General features: G+C 61.0%; 22 protein-coding genes and 2 pseudogenes. 12 read left to right on the forward strand and 12 right to left on the reverse strand.

The window, feature by feature from the left end:
* Positions 1–60: 60 nt before the first annotated feature.
* The 3 genes from V1471_RS12475 to V1471_RS12485 form a co-directional block, all read right to left on the reverse strand.
* Positions 61–1236: a CmpA/NrtA family ABC transporter substrate-binding protein gene (locus V1471_RS12475; protein ID WP_434289178.1), complete on the reverse strand. Its 1176-nt coding sequence runs from the start codon at positions 1234–1236 to the stop codon at positions 61–63.
* A complete protein-coding gene (locus V1471_RS12480; RefSeq protein ID WP_434289179.1) occupies positions 1233–1817 on the reverse strand; it encodes an ANTAR domain-containing response regulator in 585 nt (194 codons plus the stop codon). Before V1471_RS12480 ends, V1471_RS12475 begins: the two co-directional genes overlap by 4 nt.
* A 124-nt stretch (positions 1818–1941) precedes the next feature.
* Positions 1942–2451, reverse strand: coding sequence for a DUF2478 domain-containing protein (locus V1471_RS12485; protein ID WP_434289181.1), 510 nt, complete (start codon positions 2449–2451; stop codon positions 1942–1944).
* Between the two features lie 76 nt (positions 2452–2527).
* On the opposite strand from V1471_RS12485, the gene mobA reads away from it, so the two are divergent.
* Positions 2528–3139: a molybdenum cofactor guanylyltransferase MobA gene (gene mobA, locus V1471_RS12490; RefSeq protein WP_434289183.1), complete on the forward strand. Its 612-nt coding sequence runs from the start codon at positions 2528–2530 to the stop codon at positions 3137–3139.
* On the opposite strand, the gene V1471_RS12495 is transcribed toward mobA, so the two are convergent.
* Both V1471_RS12495 and V1471_RS12500 read right to left on the reverse strand, forming a co-directional pair.
* Positions 3140–3385 carry a sulfurtransferase TusA family protein gene (locus tag V1471_RS12495; protein ID WP_434289184.1) on the reverse strand — a complete coding sequence of 82 codons (246 nt, stop codon included), beginning with the start codon at positions 3383–3385 and terminating at the stop codon, positions 3140–3142.
* Positions 3386–3437: 52 nt separating this feature from the next.
* Positions 3438–4388, reverse strand: a complete 951-nt coding sequence (locus V1471_RS12500) for an isopenicillin N synthase family dioxygenase (RefSeq protein WP_434289185.1) — start codon at positions 4386–4388, stop codon at positions 3438–3440.
* Positions 4389–4837: 449 nt separating this feature from the next.
* Here V1471_RS12500 and V1471_RS12505 point away from each other — a divergent pair, with 449 nt between their 5' ends.
* The 5 genes from V1471_RS12505 to V1471_RS12525 all read left to right on the forward strand — a co-directional run bounded on the left by V1471_RS12505 (position 4838) and on the right by V1471_RS12525 (position 10107).
* A complete protein-coding gene (locus V1471_RS12505) occupies positions 4838–6142 on the forward strand; it encodes an extracellular solute-binding protein (RefSeq protein WP_434289187.1) in 1305 nt (434 codons plus the stop codon).
* Between the two features lie 85 nt (positions 6143–6227).
* Positions 6228–7109: an ABC transporter permease subunit gene (locus V1471_RS12510; protein WP_434289189.1), complete on the forward strand. Its 882-nt coding sequence runs from the start codon at positions 6228–6230 to the stop codon at positions 7107–7109.
* A 9-nt stretch (positions 7110–7118) separates the two neighbouring features.
* Complete coding sequence (locus V1471_RS12515) at positions 7119–8009, forward strand: ABC transporter permease subunit (protein WP_434289190.1); 891 nt, start codon at positions 7119–7121, stop codon at positions 8007–8009.
* A gap of 11 nt (positions 8010–8020) precedes the next feature.
* Positions 8021–9115 (forward strand): ABC transporter ATP-binding protein, encoded by a 1095-nt coding sequence (locus V1471_RS12520; protein ID WP_434289192.1) that lies wholly within the window; start codon positions 8021–8023, stop codon positions 9113–9115.
* The gene (locus V1471_RS12525; protein ID WP_434289194.1) at positions 9112–10107 is read left to right on the forward strand and encodes an endonuclease/exonuclease/phosphatase family protein; all 996 of its coding nucleotides are present in this window, start codon (positions 9112–9114) and stop codon (positions 10105–10107) included. The genes V1471_RS12520 and V1471_RS12525 overlap by 4 nt, the downstream gene beginning before the upstream one ends.
* Before the next feature lie 3 nt (positions 10108–10110).
* Here the strand turns inward: V1471_RS12525 and V1471_RS12530 are convergent, their stop codons facing one another.
* Positions 10111–10713 carry a TetR/AcrR family transcriptional regulator gene (locus tag V1471_RS12530; protein ID WP_434289196.1) on the reverse strand — a complete coding sequence of 201 codons (603 nt, stop codon included), beginning with the start codon at positions 10711–10713 and terminating at the stop codon, positions 10111–10113.
* A gap of 301 nt (positions 10714–11014) precedes the next feature.
* Here V1471_RS12530 and V1471_RS12535 point away from each other — a divergent pair, with 301 nt between their 5' ends.
* The 5 genes and pseudogenes from V1471_RS12535 to V1471_RS12555 all read left to right on the forward strand — a co-directional run.
* Positions 11015–11998: a TauD/TfdA family dioxygenase gene (locus V1471_RS12535; protein ID WP_434289197.1), complete on the forward strand. Its 984-nt coding sequence runs from the start codon at positions 11015–11017 to the stop codon at positions 11996–11998.
* Positions 11999–12368: 370 nt separating this feature from the next.
* Positions 12369–13379, forward strand: coding sequence for a TRAP transporter substrate-binding protein (locus V1471_RS12540; RefSeq protein WP_434289198.1), 1011 nt, complete (start codon positions 12369–12371; stop codon positions 13377–13379).
* A 109-nt stretch (positions 13380–13488) separates the two neighbouring features.
* A complete protein-coding gene (locus tag V1471_RS12545; protein WP_434289199.1) occupies positions 13489–14517 on the forward strand; it encodes a ketopantoate reductase family protein in 1029 nt (342 codons plus the stop codon).
* A 3-nt stretch (positions 14518–14520) separates the two neighbouring features.
* Positions 14521–15246 carry a class II aldolase/adducin family protein gene (locus V1471_RS12550; RefSeq protein ID WP_434289200.1) on the forward strand — a complete coding sequence of 242 codons (726 nt, stop codon included), beginning with the start codon at positions 14521–14523 and terminating at the stop codon, positions 15244–15246.
* A gap of 252 nt (positions 15247–15498) precedes the next feature.
* Positions 15499–15998 (forward strand): annotated as a pseudogene (locus tag V1471_RS12555) (integrase core domain-containing protein); the annotation flags it as partial.
* A gap of 97 nt (positions 15999–16095) precedes the next feature.
* Here the strand turns inward: V1471_RS12555 and V1471_RS12560 are convergent.
* Positions 16096–16689, reverse strand: coding sequence for a glutathione S-transferase family protein (locus V1471_RS12560; protein WP_434289202.1), 594 nt, complete (start codon positions 16687–16689; stop codon positions 16096–16098).
* 204 nt (positions 16690–16893) lie between these two features.
* Between V1471_RS12560 and V1471_RS12565 the strand changes: the two are divergent.
* Positions 16894–17150, forward strand: a pseudogene (locus V1471_RS12565) (hypothetical protein); the annotation flags it as partial.
* A 109-nt stretch (positions 17151–17259) separates the two neighbouring features.
* Here V1471_RS12565 and ortB read toward each other — a convergent pair.
* Genes ortB through V1471_RS12590 form a run of 5 tightly spaced genes read right to left on the reverse strand, consistent with a single transcriptional unit; the run spans position 17260 to position 21855 of the window.
* Positions 17260–18660 carry a 2-amino-4-oxopentanoate thiolase subunit OrtB gene (gene ortB / locus V1471_RS12570; RefSeq protein ID WP_434289204.1) on the reverse strand — a complete coding sequence of 467 codons (1401 nt, stop codon included), beginning with the start codon at positions 18658–18660 and terminating at the stop codon, positions 17260–17262.
* A 1-nt stretch (position 18661) separates the two neighbouring features.
* Positions 18662–18982, reverse strand: coding sequence for a 2-amino-4-oxopentanoate thiolase subunit OrtA (gene ortA / locus V1471_RS12575; RefSeq protein WP_434289205.1), 321 nt, complete (start codon positions 18980–18982; stop codon positions 18662–18664).
* Positions 18979–20013 (reverse strand): hypothetical protein, encoded by a 1035-nt coding sequence (locus tag V1471_RS12580; RefSeq protein ID WP_434289206.1) that lies wholly within the window; start codon positions 20011–20013, stop codon positions 18979–18981. Before V1471_RS12580 ends, ortA begins: the two co-directional genes overlap by 4 nt.
* 28 nt (positions 20014–20041) lie before the next feature.
* Positions 20042–21325, reverse strand: a complete 1284-nt coding sequence (locus V1471_RS12585; RefSeq protein ID WP_434289207.1) for a TRAP transporter large permease — start codon at positions 21323–21325, stop codon at positions 20042–20044.
* Positions 21325–21855: a TRAP transporter small permease gene (locus V1471_RS12590; protein WP_434289209.1), complete on the reverse strand. Its 531-nt coding sequence runs from the start codon at positions 21853–21855 to the stop codon at positions 21325–21327. The genes V1471_RS12585 and V1471_RS12590 overlap by 1 nt, the downstream gene beginning before the upstream one ends.
* Between the last annotated feature and the right edge of the window lie 59 nt (positions 21856–21914).

Here is a 21914-nt window from a genome sequence, read left to right on the forward strand (position 1 = left end):
CTGACGATTACGCACAGACGAAAATGCTGCAACCGCACCAAGATGCAAAAATTTTGTGCATCATTCTCCAGAAGGATCAAAAACGCGCCCGTCGAAAAACTGATTGCGTGTCAAAATCAAATGCCCTGCCCCCGAGGCAACCGGAGTCGGCGCGCGCAAAGCCCCCTCGACTTTCGAGGATGCCCTCGGCAAATCGGCGGAAGTCTGCGCCAGAGCCTGTCGATAAAGATCCGAACGGAATACAGCCCGCGCGAGGGTCCGCGCCTGAGCCCGCTCAAGCCCTGTGCGGGCGGCAAGCTGTGTGCCGATCCATTCCGCCTGCGAGCGCCACGGGAAGGTGGCAGCGCCGTTGAAGAACTCGAGAAACCCCTCGACGCGCCGGGTCTCGCCGGTCGGGGAAATCACGATCTGGCCGGACAGCGCGCGCTCCAGCATCTCGGAGGGAAGATCGAGATATTCCGGTCGGCCCAAAAGCTCGGAGGCGAGCGTGCGGCTGTCGGGCGAGCCAAGCCAGCGCCCCGCACGCCACACCGCCCGGATCAGCCGCCCCATCAGCGCGGCTTCCTGTTCGGCCCAGTCGCTGCGCACCGCCAAAACCTTTTCCGGGGCTGCGGACCAGATCGCCGAAGTCGGAAGCAACAGCTCCCCCACCCCGTTGTCCACCGCTTTCGATCCCCAAGGCTCGCCGACGCAAAAGGCGTCGATCTCGCCGGTGGCCATGGCATCGGCCATCAAGGGCGGCGGCACGGTGCGAATGTCGACCGATTGCGGTGCAGGCAACCCCAGCGCGGAGAGCCAGTAATACAAAAGCTCGGCATGCATCGAGAAGGGGAAAGGCACACCGATCCGAAGCCGCCCTTTGACGGCCGCGATCAGAGCCTTGCCCGCCGCCTGCGCGTCATTGAAGGCGAAATCATGCCCCTCCTCGCGCAAACGGGCGGCGAGATCGTTGGACACACCGATGACATTGCCGTTCATCGACAGAACCGAAACCGCAGTCAGTTTGGCCCCTGCACCCCCCAGCCCCAAGGCCGTTGCGACCGGAACCGGCGACAGCATATGCGCCGCCTCGACCTGCCCAAAGCTCAGCATATCGCGCACCGAGGACCACGACGGCGCGCGCCGCAGATCGAGCGCAATGCCCTCTTCGGCGGCAAAGCCCATCTCCTGCGCCACGATCAGTGGCGCGGCATCCACCAGCGGGATGAACCCGACGGAGAGCACAGTACCTCTCATCCCAAAAGCCCCGCCGCCGTCACCAGAGCCTGCGCCACATCGGCCACGCGTTTGCCCTGATCCATCGCCGCCTTGCGCAGCAAGGCATAGGCCTCGTCCTCGCCGATGCCTCTGGCACGCATCAACATGCCCTTGGCCCGGTCGATCACCTTGCGTTCTTCGAGCGCCTTCTTGGTCTCGGCCAGCTCCGTGCGCATGCGCTGAAACATCCGAAACCGCACGATGGCGGCGTCCATGATCGGCTTGACCCGCTGCGCCTTCAACCCGTCGACCACATAGGCCGACACCCCGGCCTCAATCGCAGCGGTCGAGAGCGCCTCGTCCGTGCTGTCAACGAACATGGCGACCGGGCGGTCGAGGGGACCTGAAGCCAGCGCCAGTTCCTCCATCGTATCGCGCGAGGGGTTTTCGATGTCGATCAGGACGATATCCGGATTGCGCGCCTGAATTTGCCGCGCCAGCCCATTGGGATCGTTGATGACGGAAATGTCGAATTCCCCGGCGGCGCGCAGGCTGTCCACGATCAGCTGGGCGCGGGTACGGTCGGTTTCGACGACGATGACGGACAGGCGAGCACTCATGGGGCCAGATCGCGTGAAGCAGGATGGAAAGTAAACGATTCCCGCATAGTGGAACTCGTAATGAGCCGAAATCAGATCAATGTCTGCCTAATTTTTAGGACGCGGCGATGAATTCGCCAGCATCTCACATTTTCCCAGCCCACATCCCAAGGCACCAATCCCGCATCGCGGAGAGCTCTGCCGCCACGGGCTCGGCGAAGTCACCGGCATAGGCCTGAAACGCTCCGAAATTCTTTCTGTTGACGCCGAGCAGCACCGGAATGCCTTCGGCAAGGGCGGCAGCGATCAGATCGCGAAAGCCGCGCCCCTCGATCTCCTGCTTGCCGAATTTGTTGATCAGCACCAGTTCCGCCCCACCCTCGAGCGCGGTTTCGGCATGATGTACGGCACGTTCCAACCCGTCCGGGTCGAGACGGCAACCGCTCGCCAGAGCGCCGAGGCTTTGGGAGATCGTCACACGCTCGCCCGAAGGCAGCAGCCGAAGCTCCATCCGGCATTTGACCTGGTTTGGAAGTTCGCTGTTGATCTGCACCGCGCCGATGACCCGCCGCCCCTCGGCCTCGAACCCTTCGGCGAGCTGCGCCAGCAGGCGATCCGTACCGCCGCGCTCTTCCGTCATCACATAGCCGAGCATGGCCTGCCCCTTGATTTGCCCTGCCCCGGACATACAGAATGGCGGGCAAGAGCAAAAGCCCTATGGAGGGACCCCGATGAGCAGCTATCCCGGCGTCATTCTCGCAGGCGGTGAAGGCACCCGCCTCGGCACGGTCGACAAAGGTCTTGTGGAGCTTGGCGGCGCGCGACTGATCGAACGGGTGATCGACCGGCTCGCGCCGCAATGCGCCACACTGGCAATCAGCGCCAATGGCGATCCGAAGCGCTATGCCGAGTTCGGCTATCCGATCATCCCCGACGGCACCGCACATATGCAGGGCCCGCTGGCCGGCGTTCTGGCGGGGCTCGACTGGGCGGCGATGAAAGGCTTCGAGGCGATCGTGACCGTCGCCACCGATACACCGTTTTTCCCAACCGATCTGGTGGCCCGCCTGTCGCAGGTGTCCCGGCCCGAGGGGTTTGGCATCGCGGTCACAGAAGAGGATGGCAAAACGCGCTGGCATCCGACCTTTGGGCTTTGGCCCGTGAGCCTGCGCGACGATCTGCGTGTCGCACTGGCGCGGCATCAGCGGCGCATGGTGCAATTCGCGGAGAGCAAAGGCGCTGTGCCAATCCTGTTCGAGGGGGCCATGCCCAAGGAGCTGTTTTTCAACGTCAACACGGCTGAAGATCTGGCTGAGGCCGAAGAAATGCTTGCGCGGGTCTGATCAGCCCCGTCGGATCAGGTAGGTCTGGCTGTCGCCGCGCTCTTCCATACCGAGATACTCATGCCCGGCCTCGTTGCAGAAATGCGGCACGTCGATCACCGCCGCCGGATCGGAAGCAAGAAGCCGCAAAACCTGCCCCGGCGCCATGCTCAAAAGCCGCTTGCGGGCCTTCAGCACCGGCAAAGGACAGATCAACCCGATCGCGTCGAGCTCTTCGTTCCAGTTTGGCATCGTCTCAGTCATCATGGCCGAGGCTTAGGACGCCCCGGCCCGTCTGTCCAGACGTCTTCGCGTGGCCTCAGCCCCGCAGCCCACGCACTTGGCGCAGGGGCTGATCGGGCAAGAGATATGTCTCCTCGAGACGCGTCCTGAGATAATCCGAGGCCTGAACCGGCGGGTAATGCGCAGGACCGGTGCGCGGCAGCGGCGCGATCACGCTGTCCGGGTTCGGATCGAGATAGAAGGCGGCGAGCGTTCGCGGGCGCATCGGCGGCACCAACCGGTGTGGCAGCGAGCGATATTGGTCATTCGTCCAGCGCATCAGCCCGTCCCCCACCAGGACAAGCAATGCACCGGGAATCTCCGGCACATCGCGCCATTGCCCCGAGCGGCTCAGGTATTGCAAGCCCCCCGAGCCATCGGTGAGCACGACCGTGAGCGCGCCGTAATCGAATTGCGGCTGTTCTCCCAATGTCATGTCCTGCACGCAGGCGGGGTAGTGCGACAGGCGCAGCGTTGCCATGGGATCGGTGAAATGCGGCTGGAAAAACCCCTGCGGCAGATCGAGATCGCGTTCGACCCCGCGCATCAGGGCTCGACCGAGACCCAACATCTCCTTGTAATAATCGCGCATGACATCGCGGAACATGTCGTTCTCGGGCCAGAGATTCGGCCCGCGAAACGGCTCACCGGCCTGCACGCGCGGATCGCTCTCCGGGAGATCCAGCCCGAGGCTGAAGCTTTCCTTGCTGAGCGGTGTGCCCGATGCCCCGCCGAGCACTTCGACACCCGAGGCCGCCCAACCGCGATTGATCGGCGAATGACGGATGTCGAGCGACGCCTTCTCCTCCTCAGGCAGGTCAAAGAACGTCTCCGAGGCACTCAGCACCTCACGCAGAAGCCCGCGCGGGATGCCATGTTCGGACAGAAGGAACACCCCCTCGTCTCGGCAGGCCTGCCCCATCTGTCTTGCAAATCCGAGCGGGTCCTTGCCCGAGGCCTGTAGTCGAAAATCCAGTAAAGGTATCATTTGAAAATCTCTCGAATGGTCACCTGCGCCTCCTCCTCCCAAATGATCCGCAGGCCGATCATCGGGTCGGTTCAGGATACATGCGCGATGCCTGCCCGGAGAGCACAACCCAAGGGAGAACGGCTTGAAAATTCAAAAATGGTCAAAGCACGGGCTGTTTTTCACCCACAAGATCAAATCCGGTGCAGCCCCCGTGCGGCAGCCTGTCGCAGATGCGCACAGGTTCAGACGGGAGCGTGCATCGCGTGCGGAACATAATTTGTCAGAACGGTAAAAAATCCTTCACAGAACCATCACATTCCCCCGGCATCTGATCGCCTGTGCAAAACCGGTCGGTTTCCCGGCCAGAGATGTTTTGCGCCTCCACCAAAAGGGGAGGCACCGCGCGCCACAGACAGGGGGCGCCTCAGATTGACAGGCCCGAAGCGGGTCCAGACCGGAGACGTGACATGAACACGATGAAGATCACGGCAGCTGCTGCCGCTTTCGCCCTCGCGGGCACCGCAGCCTTTGCGGAAACCGAGATCACCTGGTGGCACGCCATGGGCGGCAACCTTGGCGAGACCGTCAACAAAATCGCCGAAGGCTTCAACGCCTCGCAAGACGAGTACAAAATCACCCCGGTGTTCAAAGGCTCCTATGAAGAGACCCTGACCTCCGGCATCGCCGCCTTCCGCGCCGGTGAACAGCCGAACATCATGCAGGTGTTCGACGCCGGTTCCGCCACCGTGATCGGCGCCAAGGGCGCGACTGTTCCGGTGCAGGATCTGCTGTCGGAAAACGGTGTCGACTTCGACATCAACGCTTACATTCCGGGCGTGCGTTATTTCTACGCCGACAACCAGGGCAAGATGATCGGCATGCCGTTCAACTCCTCCTCGCCGGTGATGTATTACAACGCCGATGCGCTGGCCGCTGCCGGTGTCGAGGTTCCCGCAACCTACGAAGACTTCGAAGCCATCGCGCCGAAACTCAAGGACGCGGGCTACATCCCGCTCGTGCAGACGCACCTGCCGTGGGAATTCGTCGAGAACTTCCATTCCCGTCACAACCTGCCGTTTGCCACCAACGCGAACGGCTATGATGGCGCTGAAGGCACCCAGATCCTCGTCAACTCCGACGAGATGAAAATGCACTTCACCAAAGTCAAAGAATGGCTCGACGAAGGCTATTTCGGCTTCTTCGGCACAGGTTGGGACGACAATCAGGCGCAATTCGAAGCTGGCAAAGCGGCGATGTACATCGGCTCTTCGGGCGATTTCGGCGGCCTGACCAAGAAAGACCTGCCGTTCAAATGGGGCTCCTCCTACCTGCCCTACTGGGCCTCGATCACCGAAGAGGGCTACCAGACCTTCATCGGCGGCGCGGCTCTGTTCGCGATGTCCGGCAAATCCGCCGAGGAAAACAAGGCGACCGCCGAGTTCTTCCGCTATCTGACCTCCCCGGAAGTGCAGTACATGTGGCACCGTGAAACCGGTTACGTTCCGATCACCACCGCCGCTTATGAGCTGGCGAAAGCCGATGGTCATTACGACCGCTTCCCGGCCGCCGAAACCGGTCCGAAACAGCTGATGCTTGCCGCCGGTGAAAACACCCGTGGCTACCGCATGGGCTTCTACGTTCAGATCCGCGACGTGGAAAACCGTGAGCTGGGCCGCTTCCTCTCCGGCGAGACCTCCATCGAAGACGCGCTGTCGACGATCGAGAAAGAAGGCAACGAACTTCTCGCCCGTTTCGCCAAGACCCAAGGCTAAGACCAGTGTGAACGATATTTCTGGCGGCCGCGTCCTCGCGGCCGTCAGGCTTTTGCGAACGGTCCTCCCCGTGAAAGGTCCCCTCATGAAACGCGCAGGCTTTTCCTCCCGCTGGCTGCCGATCCTCCTTCTGGTGCCGCAGCTTTCGATCATCCTTCTGTTTTTCTACTGGCCCGCAGCCTATGCGGTAAAATCCTCGTTTTACCTGCAAGATCCGTTTGGCTTTGGGCAGACCTTTGTCGGCTTGGAGAATTACACCGCGCTGGCGGACTCCGCCGAATATCTCAAGGTCGCGAATTTCACCTTGGTCTTCACCGTTCTGGTGACGTTTTTCTCCCTCGCTCTGGCGCTTTTGCTGGCGGTTAAAGCCGACAGCGTCCTGCGCGGCGCCAAAACCTATCGCACGCTTCTGATGTGGGTTTATGCCGTAGCCCCTCCTGTCGCAGGGTTCATGGGCCTCTTGCTGTTCAACCAACGCTGGGGGCCGCTCACCGAATTCTTTGGCCTGTTCGGCTGGGATTTCAACATGCGCGCGGATTATTTCGATACGGCCTTCGCCATGGTGCTCGTCTCCGTCTGGAAACAGGTTCCGGTGAACTTCATCTTCTTCCTCTCCGGGCTTCAAAGCATCCCGAAATCCGTGCGCGAGGCGGCCCTGATCGACAACCGCTCCGCCTCTGGCCGGTTCTGGGACGTGACCTTTCCGCTCCTCGCGCCAACCGGGTTCTTTTTGCTCATCATCAACATCACCTACGCGCTTTTCGACACGTTCGGCGTGATCGACACGCTGGTGAAAGGCGAGCCTGCGAACAACCCGATGACCCTTGTGTACAAGGTTTATATCGACGGCTTCCGCGGCAACGACCTTGGCGGTTCCTCGGCGCAATCGGTCATTTTGATGGTGCTCGTCTTTGTCCTGACCGTGTTCCAGTTCCGGCTGGTTGAACGACGCATTCACTACACCTGAGGCAGGATCATGGCTGATATTTCTCTCTCCACCCCCGTCATCCCCCGTCGCCGCATCCGCTGGTCCACCGTGGCGGATCACGCGATCCTCATCGCCGGGTCTCTGTTCATGTTCGTGCCGCTGCTGATCATGCTGCAAACCGCCTCGACGCCCGATGTCGAGACGGCGAAATACGGCCCCGGCCTCTATTTCGGCGATCAGCTCGGCCCGAACTTTCACAAAGCCATGTTCGAGGCTTCGGGATTCTCTGGCGACAACACTGGCCTTGCGATGTTCAAGAACTCTTTGATCCTTGGGCTTGGCTTCGCCATCGGCAAGATCGTCATCGGCATGATGGCCGCCTATGCCATCGTCTATTTCCGCCTGCGGTTTGCGACATTCGCCTTCTGGCTGATCTTCACCACGCTTCTCTTGCCGCTCGAAGTGCGCATTCTGCCGTCTTACGAAATCACGCAGAAACTGGGCCTTCTGAACACCTACACCGGGCTGATCGTCCCGCTCATCGCCTCGGCGACGGCGACGTTTTTCTTTCGCCAGTTTTTCCGCTCCGTCCCCGAAGAGCTGGTCGAAGCCGCGCGGATCGACGGCGCAGGGCCGGTCAAGTTCTTCATCGACATCCTCGTGCCGCTTTCGCAAACCATGATCGCCGCGATGTTCATCATCATGTTCGTCTATGGCTGGAACCAATATCTCTGGCCCACGATGATCACCACGGACGAAAGCATGTACACCCTCGTGCGCGGCATCAAACGGATCGTTCAGGTGCTGCAAGGCGGCAATGAAATCCCCGAATACGGGCGCGCGAATGTGCTGGCGATCATCGCCGTTCTGCCCCCCGTCGCCATCGTCATTTTCTTCCAGAGCTGGTTCGTCAAGGGCCTCACGGACTCCGATAAATAAGGACACACACAATGGCTCAGGTCACTTTGGACTCCGTCCGCAAAATCTACCCCAACGGCGTCGAGGCCGTCACCCCCGCAAGTTTTCAGATCAAAGACGGCGAGTTCGTCGTGCTCGTTGGCCCCTCGGGCTGCGGCAAGTCCACGCTCCTGCGCATGATCGCGGGGCTTGAGGACATCACCGAAGGTGCGCTTTCCATCGGCGAGAACGTGGTCAACACGCTCGACCCGGCGGATCGCGACATCGCCATGGTGTTTCAAAACTATGCGCTCTACCCGCATATGACGGTGCGCAAAAACATTGCCTATGGCCTCAAGAACCGCAAAACGCCGAAAGACGTCATCGCACAAAAGGTCGATGAGGCGGCGAAGATGCTCAACCTCACCGACTATCTCGACCGCAAACCGGCGCAGCTTTCCGGCGGTCAGCGGCAACGCGTCGCCATGGGCCGCGCCATCGTGCGCGATCCGGCGCTGTTTCTGTTTGACGAACCCCTGTCGAACCTCGACGCCAAGCTGCGTAACCAGATGCGGATCGAGATCAAGGCCCTGCAACGCCGCCTTGGCGTCACCTCGATCTACGTCACCCACGATCAGGTCGAGGCCATGACCATGGCCGACCGCATCATCGTGTTGAACGGCGGTAAGATCGAACAGATCGGCACGCCGTCCGAGATTTATCATAACCCGGCCTCGACCTTTGTCGCCTCCTTCATGGGCGCACCACCGATGAACCTCGTGGGGGCCGAGATCGTGGACGGGAAACTGTTCTTCGCCGGGCTGAAACTGCCGCTTGCGACGAAAATGCGCGGACCGGTGACTTTGGGGCTCAGGCCCGAGGATCTGATCATCGACGCGCATGGTCCTTTGGCGATGGAGGTTGAGCTGATCGAAGAGCTGGGCGCGCATCGGCTGCTTCATGGCCAGATCGACGGCCAACGCCTCACCGTGCATCTGGCGAAAGACGAAAGCGTCGCACTTGGCCCCCTGCGCCTGTCGTGCCACCCTCAAAACCTTTGCCTGTTCCATCCGGAGACAGGCAAGCGCATGGAGACCTCGTTTTCCCTGAACCTGAGGGACCAAAACCTGACGGAGGAGCGCGCATGATCTCGCTTCTGGACACCCTGCCCCCCGTCACCGAGGCCCAGCGCGCGGCGCTTCTCAACGCCCCGCGCACCGCCGACGCCCATCGCGCCATGATGGCCGAGGTTCTGGCGATGAACGCGGTGCAGATCGGCGGGACGGCGACGCAAAAGCGCCTGCCCGCAGAGATCACCGTGGCCGCATGGAATGTTGAACGCTGCCTGTTTCCCAAAGACACCGCCGCGCATCTGATGCCCTTGGCCCCCGATGTGGTTTTGCTTTCCGAAGTCGATCACGGCATGTCCCGCACCGGCCAGCTCCATACCACGGCGGAGGTCGCGGAAGCTTTGGGCATGGGCTATGCTTACGGCGTCGAGTTTTTCGAAATGGGGCTGGGCGGACCGACCGAGCGGCATTTCTGCAAAGACGCCTTCAACGCGCTCGGGTGGCACGGCAATGCGGTGCTCGCCAAAGTGCCGTTCGACAAGGCGACCCTCATTCGTCTCGACGATCATGGCCATTGGTTTTCCGAGGCCAGCGGTGCCGACCCGGACCAGCCGCGCTTGGGCGGGCGGATGGCGATTGCAGCCGTGCTGCCGACAGAGGCAGGCGAGATTTGCGTCGTTTCCACCCATCTGGAAAGCAATGCCGGTCCTGCACATCGCCACGCCCAGTTCGAAATTCTGCTCGACGCCGTGGACGACTTTGCGCCGGGAGCGCCGGTTTTGATCGGCGGCGATCTGAACACCGGCAACCACATCCCACCCAACTTCGACCATCGCGATGAGTCGCTGTTCGATCTGGGTACGGCACGCGGCTACGACTGGGACTTCACCGCCCCCGGCATGACCACACGCCCGTCGCTGATCACGCCGCACCCGGAGCGGGTGATGAAACTCGACTGGATCACGGCGCGCGAGATGCATTGTCTCGACAAGGGCGTGCTGTCCTCGCTCGACGCGAACCATCGTCCGCTCGCGGATCACGATTGCGTCTGGGCGCGGGTCGGGGTCTGACCCTCAGGGGCGGACGAGCAAAAGATCGAGGCTCGCCCGTACCCGCTGCTTCAACGCTTCAGGCGTTTCGCCGGTGAACATGTAGCCACAGCTCAGCGTGACGGAATACATCGAGATCGCCCGCATCCGGGCCTCCTCCGGCGAGAACCCCGTCGCGGCAAACTGGCGGGCGAAAAATTCGAGACGTTCGGCATCGACCTCAGTCAGCCCGTCACGTACCGCCGCATCGCTCTGGCTCCATTGCCGCATCGCCACCTCTGAGGCGATGTCGTAATCGCCCAATGTGACAAACTCGGCGACATGCCAGATGCGATCTTCGGGCCGCGTGTAGCGCTCTTCGACATGACGGATCAGCCCGGTGGTTTCCCGCCCGCGCCAATAGGCGAAGAGCGTGTCGAGAAAATCCTGTCTGTCCTGAAAATGCCAGTAGAAGCTGCCTTTGGTGACCTTCATCGCCTTGCAGACCTGATCGATCCTAAGCCCCCCTGGTCCGGTTTGGCCGAGGATCGCCAACCCCGTATCGAGCCAGTCTTCCTTGCTCAAACGGTCTTCCTTCATCCGCCCCGAGTTGGAGCCGACCTTTCGCGTCTTCCCTGAATCCGTCATCTGACTGCTCCCTGTTGCGTTCTGCGAAGAGGTCTCGCGTCGCTTTTCGCCTGTTTTTAGGGCAATTTCACCGCCCGGCCAACCAGAAGAATATTATTTTGCAAGTCTATACCAAATAGTATTGACTCAAATTCCATCTCCGCAAATGTCTATACCATTAAGTACGGAGAATCGGCGCATGAAACAACCGGATGAAGCCAGTCAGCCCTGCGGCGCATGCGCCGTCTGTTCCTGTCATGGTGACAGCCGTCTCTCCGTCCCGGAACATCCCGCACACGCACAGGCTGGAAAGGACCAGAGCATGAGCATCATTCTGACAGAGAAAATCACAACGCCCGCGGCTTGGGTCGCCCAGGATTTCGACCGGGACGACAGTTGGGTTCACATGCTGAGCGCGGAACAAATCGCCGCAATCGACGCCGCGCTCGCCGGGCTGAAAGACAAGGGCCTGTCTTTTCCACATTTCACCCGCGCGGATTTCCCCCTCGGCCCGCTCGAAGCGGAACTGGCGCGCTGTGCCGACGAGCTGGAGAACGGGCGCGGCTTTCTCGTGCTGCGTGGGCTGCCAATCGAAAACTACAGCGATGCGGAGATCGACACGCTCTATTTCGGCATCGGCCTGCATCTCGGTGAGCCGGTGGGCCAGAACCCGCGCGGCGATCTGATCGGCAAAGTGATGGCGGTGGGCGACGCCAAGAAAAAGGACACCCGCGTCTACGAGACCAACCTCTACCTGCCCTATCACTCCGACCCGTCCGACGTGGTCGGGCTCTTGTCCGTGCGCAAGGCACGCGAGGGCGGCCTCAGCAGTCTGATCAGCGTTGCGTCGATCTACAACGTGATCCTTGAAGAGTACCGCGAATTCCTCGGGCTCTACTATCGTCCTTGGTATTTTTCGCATCTCTGCGAGGACACCCCGTCGCTGTCGCCGATCTTCAGCTTTCACGAGGGCAAGCTGAGCTGTCGTTACCTGCGGCAATATCTCGAACTCGGGCATGAGATCATGAACCAACCGCTTTCCAAGGTCGAAATCGAGGCGCTGGACCTGTTCGATGCGATCATCGACACGGATGCGCTGCGGCTCGACATGATGCTGGAACCCGGCGATCTGCAATTCGCCAACAATTACGCCGTGCTGCATTCGCGCAACGCCTTCCTCGACCATGACGAACCGGAGAAAATGCGCAAACTGCTGCGGCTCTGGCTGAAGATGCCGAACGCCCGGAAACTCGCTCCGGAATTCCCCGGACGCAACGGTTTTCCGCTGCCCGAAAAAGCGGCATAAACGGCCCGCCTGAGTGCGTCGAAAATTGCGCCCCGTCCTTTCGGCGGGGCGTCAATAAGGGAAATATACCGTTATTGCGGTGCAGAATAAGTCCCAAAAGACCACCCTCCTGCCAGGACACAGCCACCCATAAAGCCCGGCTGAAAATTTGAGCACCACAGGCGGATCGCCTCAACATCATGAATAAAGTAAGAAAATTCAGATCTGACAGGACATGCAAAACGGCCAGACCGGGAAATTGCAGCGCAGAGTGATATCCCCTCTTCCCCTAAGGCTCATCTGTCGTAATATTCACTTAATTCCGTCCGCAGAGACCGGAACGCCAAAAGCCCTGCAACGACGGGGCACACACACGCATCAGGGAAACCACATGAAACACCTATTGCCCGCAACCGCACTGTCGCTTCTGCTCGCAGGCCCGTCTTTCGCCGAAACCGTGCTGACGGTCGCGAACTGGTTGCCGCCGTCGCACCCGCTCGTCTCCGAAGTGATCGTGCCGATGACCGAGGAAATCGCAGAGGCCACCGGCGGCGAAGTGGTCGCCAATATCCTGCCCGCCCCGCTCGGGCCGCCGGGCGCGCATTTCGATTTCGCGGTGAATGGCGTGGCCGACATCACCTTCTCCGTGCAGGGCTATACGCCCGGTCGGTTCAAAACCACCAACATCGCCGAGATCCCCTTTCTGAGCGACAGCGCCGAGGTGACCTCCGTCGCCTATTGGCGCACCTGGGACGCGATGCTGAAAGACGCGGGCGAATACGATCAGGTCAAGGTGCTCGCGGTTTTCACCCATGGTCCGGGCGAGATTTTCCTGAAAGACACCGATCCGACCGCGGTCGACCTGATGAAGGGGCAGAAAATCCGCGTTGGCGGCGGCATCGTGCATGAGATCGCCACGAAACTCGGTGCCGTGCCGGTCGAAGGCCCGTCCTCGAAAGCCTATGAGCTTTTGTCCCAAGGCGTCGCGGACGGCATCCTGTTCCCCTATGAATCGGTCAGCTTCTTCGGCCTGATCCCGCAGCTCGACATCGGCGTCTCCGTGCCCGGCGGGCTTTACAACACCTCCTTCTACATCGTCATGAACAAGGCGAAATACGACAGCCTGACGCCCGAACAACAGGCGGCGATCGACAGCGTGACCGGCGAACATCTGTCGCGCATGGCCGGTCAGATGTGGGACCGCGTCGATGCGGCGGGGCTTGCGGCGATGGAAGGCAAGATTGCCGTCACACCCGCGACCGAGGAACAGATGACCTCGTGGAAAGCAGACCTTCAGCCGATCATCGACGCGAAACTCGCACAAGTATCGGAAACCGGCGTCGATGGCCCGGCGGCCTATGAAATGATGCTCTCCGAGATCGCCAAGCTCTCGGCGGAATAATCCGAAACAGGGTCCGGGGAACCGGGCCCTTCCTTCAACAGCAGAACGACCTTGTGAACGCCTTTCGGGCGCATGGGTAAGGCTTGCCTGCACAATTGAACAGAAGACCATGACCACCACCACCCTCGACATCGCCGTGATCGGCGCGGGCAATATCGGCACCGCCATGGCGGCGCTTTTGTCACGCTCCGGCGCACACGTGCATCTTGTCGCCCGTGGCGCACGGCTGGCCGAGGTCCGGGAGCACGGTGTCGTACTGGATGACCGGGGCGATGTGATCCACGCCCGCCCCATGACCGAAAGCGCACTCACCCGGCCAATGGACGCGGTGTTTCTCTGCGTGAAATCGCAAAGCCTTGCGACCGCGGTCCGAGACAATGCATCAGGGATCGGGCCGCACACATGGGTGATCCCGATGGTCAACGGCCTGCCCTTCTGGTTCTTCGCCACGCCCGAGGACATGGGTGACATCCCCTATCTCGATCCGGAGGGCGATCTCGCCGCGCTGCTGTCGCCGCGGCAAATTCTGGGCGCCGTGCTTCTGATGACCGTGCGGATGGAGGGAAACCGCGCACTCTCATCGAACACGCCGACCTTGAGCCTCGGGCCGGTCACCGACGGGGTGGACAGGAGTCGTCTCGCTTCCCTGATCGAAGCGCTCGAAGCGGGTGGCGTACGCACGGATCTGAGCGAAGACATTCGCCAGAAGGTGCTCGTCAAACTCCTCGCCAATCTCACCACCAACCCGTTGACCGCCCTGAGCGGTGCAATGCTCGAAGAGGTCGGACAGACGCCCCTGCTACGTGAAATCTCCACGCAACTCGCCACCGAGTTTCGCAACTGGACAACCACCCGGGGGTTCGATCTGCCCGAGAATGACTGGCTGGTCGATCTCATGATCGACGCCGGCCCCTTCCCGACCTCGATGCTTCAGGACGCGCTGGCGGGACGGGCGCTCGAGCTCGATGCGATCTGCCGCGCGCCTCTTGCACTCTCCCGCCGTGACGGGATGGGCATGCCGCTTCTGGCCCGGCTGATCGCGGAGGTCGAAGCCCATGACACACTCCCCCTGTCCGAGACCGCCCTCCCTGAAGCCCTCGACAGGCTTCTGCCAAACACAGACTTTTCGAAAGGATAAGCCATGACCGAAGCCGACCTCCGCGTCCAGCTTGCCGATTTCTACCATCTGGTGAGTTATCTCGGCTGGACCGAACTGATTTTCAACCACATCTCCGTGCGGCTGCCCGGCGAGGAGCACGCCTATCTGGTGAACCCGATGGGGCTGCATTACGATGAGGTGACACCGGAGAACCTTCTGGTCGTCGGCGTCGATGGCAAGCTCAAGCGTGACAGCCAATACAAGCCCAACCCCGCAGGCTTTGCACTTCATGGCGTCATCCATGAGCACCGCCCCGATGTAGGTTGTATCGCGCATACGCATACGACACCGATCTCCGCCATCGTGATGAAAGAGGCGGCAATCGATCATAACAATTTCAACGGCGCACAGCTTTACGGTCGCGTTGCCTATCACGATTTCGAAGGCATCACGATCTATAGCGACGAACGCGACCGGATGCTCGAGAGCCTCGGCGACAAACACGTTCTGGTGCTCAGGAACCACGGCATCGCGGTCTGTGAGGCGGATATTCCGCTGACGTTCTTCCTGTTGTGGACCGTGCAGCGCGCCGCCGAAATTCAATGCGCCGCCGCTGCGATCCCAGGACCGAATGTGCAACTGCCCGAGACGGTCAAGGCGAAATGCGCCGAAGACGCCCAGCGTCTCAAGGACAACGCCGCATTTGCGACGCTGCTCTTCGATGCCATGGTGCGCAAGATGAAACGCGAGCGGCCGGAGTTCGCATAAGCGCGTAGGGATGGCAAGCGGTGTGATCCGCGCAACAGGCCGTATTCGGTGTCGGTCGCGTCAGAAATCGCCTCTTCGCCATCTTTTCCCCGGATGATGTATTCACCGGGCCAAAGCTCTCCTCGGCATCAATGCGCACCTCGGGCGTCCCGCGTCAAGCAATGTGGCCGAATGGATCGCGCCCCCTCGCGTAGTTTACGGGCAAACCGCTGCCGGTCAGCGGGAGTGCTGAATCTCGTCCACGATCCGTAAGCCAATGGCCGGTGCTTTCGGAATCCAAATGTGGTCGATGATGTCATACGTGAGTGGCACGCGACCTCTCAGCCCGGATTGAGGACGAGGGCAGCCCGGCATGATTGTCTCGGGCAATGTGACGGATCTGACTTCGCACACCATCCTGCGACGGCGCTCCAAGCACCGGAATGAGTGGCATGACAGAGCACACCGGGAAAGCCATTGCTGAACGGTTTCGTGGAGAACCTCAACGGACCTATGCGTGACGAACCGCTCAACGAAACCAAGTTCCGCCACCTTGCCCATGCCCGCGTTGCAATCGCCACCGGGCAACCGACGACAACACCGAACGCCCGTATCCGGCTATAGGTTACGAGCCTCCGGCAAACTACGCACGGACACTGAAAACCGCAGTCGCCCGCCCCGCTGCGCGAGATGAAAGTCCCGCACGTCGGGCGATTTCTCACCTCGCCCCAAATCGCGCTAAGGCCTGCCGGACGCCAGTCGCGAATGGATGAACGTTCAGTGGCAGATCACCCGCCGCGAGCACTTTGGCCAAGTGACGCTGGACCGCCATGGCGAAACATGTCTTTGCTCCGCAGCCGGTCTTTATTGTCACGATGCGTTTTTCGACTTTCGAAGCTGAAGGCGCAAATAGTAGTCAGCAAGCGCTTCTGGCACATCGACGCGGATGCGCTCGTGCCACGAAATGAGGTAATAGGCTGCCGCATCTGCGATGGAAAATTCGCGAAATAGAAAATCCTTTTCACCGAGCTGTTTTTCCAACCTTGCGAAACCGGCTCGGACGATCTCTTTGCCATGCTGTTGCAACTCCTCTTGGGCTCCAGCATCGCAAACGAATTTTTGTGGGAGCATGGCAAAGACGGAACCGCGCATGTGCAATCCGGAAACGATATGTTCGGTAAGTTCCATCACGCGAACCTCTTCGTCCAGTGTCTCGGGCAAGAGTTTCGCCTCGGGAAAACTCTTTGCAAGCCAGTAGGCGATCACCGGAAATTCCGTGAGAACCGATCCGTCGGGCAACATGAGAGCGGGGACTTTGCCTTTGGGATTGAGAGCGAGATACTCGGGGCTACGATGATCTCCCGATTTCAGATCGGTCGTCTCCAATTCATAGGATACGCCAATGTCGTCCAACAAAAAGCGAATGCCCTCGGAACATGATCCCGGCGAATGGAAAAGCTTCATGGTGTGCCTCGTCTCAGGAGTGACTTTCGATAGACCGCGCATCTCAGCCCGAGAAGCACAAATCACGAAAGTAATCTGTCCACAACATGGACAATAGATGCTTCACATCTTGCCGCGTCCCTTTTCACATTGTTTTGTGCACGAAAAGGGAAAGAATTGTGACGCACCGCCGCCAGATTGGCCCCCAGATCGGTCCAGTGCCGAATGTTCAAGGAGTACCAGGCCGGGGTGAAGACGCAGCACCTCTGCCCGAAGTACGACACCAGCGATGCGGTGTTCTACAAGTAGTTGCCATTGAGAGCGCCATTGGTTCGAGCGACAATGGCCACGCCAAGTTTGGCGGCATGAATGTGTCAGACGCAAAGAAACTGCACGTCCATGAGGATGAGAACGCCCGGCCGAAGCGGATGCTGGCCGAAGCGATGCTCGACAACGTGGCGTTGAAGGATCTGGCGACGAAAACGACATGATTTTTAAAGCCGTTTACAAGGTGAATCCCGCAAGGCCGCATGTATCGTAACTTGAGGTCAGCATGGTGGTTGCATCCCATACTGACCTCAATAGCCCGCTTTAGCGCGCGTCGAGCACCTCGCGCACATCTTGAGGTGAAAGCTGCGTCTCTGCGGCCAAAAAGGCAACGGCCTCTTCCCGAAGAGGATCTGGGGCCAGTGCGGCCGCTTTGCGGATAAGCCCGCTCCGCAGACGGTTCATGTCAACATCGCGCAGCTTCATCTGAGACGGGTGTTCGGGGATCAGCACCGATTGACCCGGACGTTCGAGATCGGGATCGCCGCGCCGGATGTCGATGCCGCGTGCCCGTGCAAAGGTCAACTGGGCGGAGGGTTGTTTCCCGGCGCCGGCATATTCGGTTTCCTGCACGACGATGGTCTGATCCTCATCCATCTCCTGCGCCAAGACAAAGGCGGCGGCAAGCGAGACATTGCCCGCCGGACCGCGTTCCATACCTTCGAGGCGGGCGAGCGCTTCGGTCATGTAGAACACCTCGCCTTGTTTCAAAAGCAGGTAGCGATCCATGTAGCGCAGCACCCGCGCGGCATTGCGTGGCACATCGGTGCGGTCCGGCCAACCCGCGAAGGGGACACCGAACCCCGTATGGCCGGTGGTGAAATGCTTGCGGTTGAAATCTCGGTCGCTGGCCATGTGCAGCCCGGTGAGATCGACGCTGGCACCGATCACCTGCGTGTCGAGCGCACCGGCCTTGCGCAGCCCACGTGCTGTGCCCGTGAGATTGCCGCCGCCCGCATGGGTGCAGATCACCGCATCGGGCGCGCGCCCGGTCACGGCCTGCATCTGTTCGACGATCTCGACCCCCAAAGGCTCGACCCCTGCGATGGCAAAGGGCGTATAGAGCGAGGCGTTGAAATAGCCAGTGTCTTCGAGCACGCGCAGGAAGCTGTAGAACAGTTCCGGCCCGACCGAGAGTTGCATGACCTCGGCACCGTAAATCTCGCAGGCACGGCCCTTTTCAAGGATCTCCGGCTGACCGATGCCATGGCTGTCGAACACCTCCTGCACGACGATACAATCGAGATCGCGTTTCGCCGCCTGACTGGCCACCGCCGCGCCATAGTTGCCGCTGGTGGCGGAGACGACACCCTTGAAGCCTGCGGCCTTGGCGTGATGCAGGCTCAACGCGGCCCGGCGCGCCTTGTAACTGCCCGAGGGGTTCGCCGCCTCGTCCTTGACGAAAATCCGCGCGCCTTTGCCCTTGGGCGCAAGTTTGCGCGCAAGCCGCGTGAGTTGGCGCAATTCGATCAGCGCGGTGTTCCCGACGGCGGATTGCACCTGAATCTCGCGCACCTGATCGAGCGTGTAGGGCACCAAGCCCATCATCGCCTCGTAATCGAAGGCAACCGGGTCTTGCATGAAAGGCGCGTAATCGAGCCCCAGCGAAGACAGCATGATCTCGGCCTTGCGGGCCATCACCGCAGCGTAACTGTTGTCCGTCATTTCAGCTCTCCTTGGCATCGCGCATCAGGGCGACCAGATCGTCGCCTGCTGCCAAAAGTTCCGGCACGGCCTGTCCGAAATCATGACCATAGGCCGGATTCACGGCAATCAGACGGCCCGTCATCTCGCGGCCGATGGCCGTGCGGATGGTCACCTCATCGCCGAGAGTGGCCCCTTTGGTGATCAGCCAGCCCTTGGTCCGCATCTCAAGCGGCACCGCACGGGTTTCGTCCGGCAGGTTGGCGGGGCGTTGCTCCGGGGTCAGGACGATGCGATAGATTTGCACCCAATCGCCGGCCTGTGCCTGTTCTGTCGTGGTCATGCTTTCTCTTGCTCCTGAGGTTGAGGCGCGCGGGGGCTGGTCAGAGGCAGGTCGGTCAGATGCACGAGCCCGGGAGTGGCGCGATGCAGATAGGCAACCGCATTGACCGCCGCCGCGGCTGTTCCGGCCCCGCCCCCGATTTCCGGGGACAGCACCATGTCGAGCGTCTGATCGCCGGTGATGACGATCCGGTCGGAGGTCTTCACATCTTCCGCCTCAGGCCGGATCTGTTGCGGATGTTCGAGCCGCAGGACCTCGCGCCCATCGGAATAGCCGGTGATGCAATGCAGACAGCCCGCCACCTGCCCCGGTGCAATGGTAAGCCAAGGGGTTTCACGGGCGACCTTGCTGAGGATCGGCATACGCGTTTCCTCGACCCGGTCGATGCGCCAGCCGAGGTGCCCCGCGATCAGTGCGACGGATTGCGCAAAACCGACATGGCCGACCACCGTTCCCGCGGCCAGCGCCTTGGTGAACTCCGCCTCGGTCAAACCGACGCCCTGGCTTTGCAAGACACTGGGGCCGAAATCCGACAGGTCGTTGGTGCGAATGGCCCGAATGTGATCGACCCGCCCACAGGGCACGGTCAGCGCCAGAACCAGCATGTCCATGGCAAAACCGGGATTGACCCCGGTGCCGAGGACACGCCGTCCATGGGCCTTGGCCACCATATCGAGACGCGCCGCCAGATCGGCATCGGCAGCTTCGGGAAAAGTCATTTCCTCGGCAATCGAGATGACGTCGTGGCCGTGGCTCAGACAGGTCTCGATCGCACCCGCAACCTGATGCAGGAAAGAGGCGGTGGCCTGAAGCACCACGGCGCCCGAATGGGCCGCAAGCACCGCTTCCGCATCGTCGGAGATCGTCAGATCCGGTGCCTCCGGCATTTCAAGCAGGTCGTGCAGAGAAGTCCCCTTTTTCGCAGGATCGAGGTCGATGGCCCCCACGATTTGGTGGCCGCGCTCGATGACAAGGCGCGCAATCCTCCGCCCCATGGCCCCGAGGCCATAGAGAATAATGTCTTGTTGCATGGTCAGTCCTTTGTAGAAAACGCCCCGGTCAGCCGAGACCAAGCCAATGTGGCAGACTCAAAGAGAGGGCGGGAAACAGCACGATGAGAAGCAGCACCAAAAGCTCAACGAGTATGAAAGGCAGGATGCCGCGGGCCACCTCTTCGAATTTGACCGACCCGACGGAGGAAGCGACAAACAGGCAGGCACCAAGCGGCGGGGTGATCAGCGCGATGTTGAGGTTGACCACCATGACGATGGCAAAATGCAGCGGGTCGATCCCCATCTGCACCGCCATCGGATGCAGGATCGGACCGAGGATGATCAGTACGGCGGTCATCTCCATGAACATGCCGATGACCAAAAGCGCCCCGGTGACGATCAGAAGAAACACCAAAGGAGTGTCGCTGATCCCGCCGAGCATCTGCGCCAACTCGCGCGGCGCGCCTTGCTTGGCCAGCACCCAGCCGAGGATCGAAGCGGCGGCGAGGATGATGAAAATCGACCCGGACGCCCGGACCATTTCGTAGAGCACATCCCAAAGATCGCGCAGCCCGAAATTGCGATAGACCAGCACGCCGATCAGAAGGGCATAAACCACTGCCACAGCGGCGGCTTCGGTCGGGGTAAACACCCCACCCAGAATGCCCCCCAGAATGATCAACGGCATCAGCAGCGGCAGAAGGGCGGCGCGAAACGCCTGCCCCAACGGCGGCACTTCGCGGTCGAGCGTGGCAATCGGAAGGTCGTCGCGTTTCGCGCGCCAGCCGACATAGGCCATCAGAGCCGCCGCCATGATCAGCCCCGGCACGATCCCGGCGGCAAACAGCCCGGCAATCGAGACCTGCATGAGAGAACCGTAAATCACCATGATGATCGAGGGCGGAATGATCGGCCCGATCACCGAAGACGCAGCGGTCAACGCGGCGGCAAAGCGCGGCGAATAGCCCTGTTTCGCCATGGTGGGGATCATCATCCGGCCTATTGCGGCGGTATCAGCCACGGCGGCACCGGTAAGTCCGGCGAAAAACACCGAGACGAGGATATTGACATGCGCCAGCGCCCCGCGCACCCGCCCGACCAACGCATTTGCGAGATCGACCAGACGGTCGGTGATCCGAATGCGGTTCATGATGTCGCCCGCAAGAATAAAGAACGGCATGGCCATCAGGGAAAACATGTCGATGCCAGAGAACAGTCGCATCGGCACGAGACGCAACATGCTCGGCCCATCGGCGAAGGACAATGCAGCGAGGGCGACGATGCCGATGGCAAACCCCAGAGGCGTCCCCAAGACCACAAGAGCTGCAAAGATCAGAACGAGACTGAGCATCAGAACGCGCCTCCACCGGGAATATGATTGTCTTCAACGACCTCTGCGTCGAGGACGTTGAGAAGCGTGTGCAGGACGTGCTGGATCAGGATGGCGACACCCGCAACCGGCACGGAGAGCATGGGCCAGAACATCGACATGCCGAGACCCGGGGCGGCCTGACGTGTGCCGCGCAAAGCGTTGGCCCAGCCTTCGGTGATCATCACCCAGAGAAACCACGCGATTGCCAAAGCGACGATCAGATCGCCGAGATGCCGGAGCAGCGCAGGCAACCGGTTGCGCAGGGCGTCGATCGCGATGTGATCGCCATGGCGCAGCGCCACCGAAGCCCCCACCAATCCGATCCAGATCATCAGATAGCGTGCCGCCGCCTCGGACCAGACCAGCGGTTCAAACAAGGCGTAGCGAAACACCGTTCCGGCCACCACGACCCCGACCATCGCCGCCCCGGCCAGCACCAAAGGCACCGCGACGACGATATTCACCAGTTTGGACAGCCGCCAAAGCGCTGTCACGATCTGCTGTTTCATCTTGTCTCTCCACCGATCCGTCCCGATCCCAGCGACCTCCGCCGGGCGCATCACGCCCG

The sequence above is a fragment of the Celeribacter sp. SCSIO 80788 genome, assembly GCF_051054295.1.
GTDB lineage: Bacteria > Pseudomonadota > Alphaproteobacteria > Rhodobacterales > Rhodobacteraceae > Celeribacter.

Excerpts from the sequence above, each read along its gene's own strand:
- mobA (WP_434289183.1), top strand. The coding sequence starts at position 2,528 with ATGAGCAGCTATCCCGGCGTCATTCTCGCAGGCGGTGAAGGCACCCGC.
- V1471_RS12580 (WP_434289206.1), bottom strand. The coding sequence starts at position 20,013 with ATGCAACAAGACATTATTCTCTATGGCCTCGGGGCCATGGGGCGGAGG.
- V1471_RS12515 (WP_434289190.1), top strand. The coding sequence starts at position 7,119 with ATGGCTGATATTTCTCTCTCCACCCCCGTCATCCCCCGTCGCCGCATC.
- V1471_RS12550 (WP_434289200.1), top strand. The coding sequence starts at position 14,521 with ATGACCGAAGCCGACCTCCGCGTCCAGCTTGCCGATTTCTACCATCTG.
- V1471_RS12505 (WP_434289187.1), top strand. The coding sequence starts at position 4,838 with ATGAACACGATGAAGATCACGGCAGCTGCTGCCGCTTTCGCCCTCGCG.
- V1471_RS12590 (WP_434289209.1), bottom strand. The coding sequence starts at position 21,855 with ATGAAACAGCAGATCGTGACAGCGCTTTGGCGGCTGTCCAAACTGGTG.
- V1471_RS12545 (WP_434289199.1), top strand. The coding sequence starts at position 13,489 with ATGACCACCACCACCCTCGACATCGCCGTGATCGGCGCGGGCAATATC.
- V1471_RS12510 (WP_434289189.1), top strand. The coding sequence starts at position 6,228 with ATGAAACGCGCAGGCTTTTCCTCCCGCTGGCTGCCGATCCTCCTTCTG.
- V1471_RS12525 (WP_434289194.1), top strand. The coding sequence starts at position 9,112 with ATGATCTCGCTTCTGGACACCCTGCCCCCCGTCACCGAGGCCCAGCGC.
- ortA (WP_434289205.1), bottom strand. The coding sequence starts at position 18,982 with ATGACCACGACAGAACAGGCACAGGCCGGCGATTGGGTGCAAATCTAT.
- ortB (WP_434289204.1), bottom strand. The coding sequence starts at position 18,660 with ATGACGGACAACAGTTACGCTGCGGTGATGGCCCGCAAGGCCGAGATC.
- V1471_RS12500 (WP_434289185.1), bottom strand. The coding sequence starts at position 4,388 with ATGATACCTTTACTGGATTTTCGACTACAGGCCTCGGGCAAGGACCCG.
- V1471_RS12485 (WP_434289181.1), bottom strand. The coding sequence starts at position 2,451 with ATGCTCGGCTATGTGATGACGGAAGAGCGCGGCGGTACGGATCGCCTG.
- V1471_RS12585 (WP_434289207.1), bottom strand. The coding sequence starts at position 21,325 with ATGCTCAGTCTCGTTCTGATCTTTGCAGCTCTTGTGGTCTTGGGGACG.
- V1471_RS12475 (WP_434289178.1), bottom strand. The coding sequence starts at position 1,236 with ATGAGAGGTACTGTGCTCTCCGTCGGGTTCATCCCGCTGGTGGATGCC.
- V1471_RS12520 (WP_434289192.1), top strand. The coding sequence starts at position 8,021 with ATGGCTCAGGTCACTTTGGACTCCGTCCGCAAAATCTACCCCAACGGC.
- V1471_RS12530 (WP_434289196.1), bottom strand. The coding sequence starts at position 10,713 with ATGACGGATTCAGGGAAGACGCGAAAGGTCGGCTCCAACTCGGGGCGG.
- V1471_RS12560 (WP_434289202.1), bottom strand. The coding sequence starts at position 16,689 with ATGAAGCTTTTCCATTCGCCGGGATCATGTTCCGAGGGCATTCGCTTT.
- V1471_RS12480 (WP_434289179.1), bottom strand. The coding sequence starts at position 1,817 with ATGAGTGCTCGCCTGTCCGTCATCGTCGTCGAAACCGACCGTACCCGC.
- V1471_RS12540 (WP_434289198.1), top strand. The coding sequence starts at position 12,369 with ATGAAACACCTATTGCCCGCAACCGCACTGTCGCTTCTGCTCGCAGGC.
- V1471_RS12535 (WP_434289197.1), top strand. The coding sequence starts at position 11,015 with ATGAGCATCATTCTGACAGAGAAAATCACAACGCCCGCGGCTTGGGTC.
- V1471_RS12495 (WP_434289184.1), bottom strand. The coding sequence starts at position 3,385 with ATGATGACTGAGACGATGCCAAACTGGAACGAAGAGCTCGACGCGATC.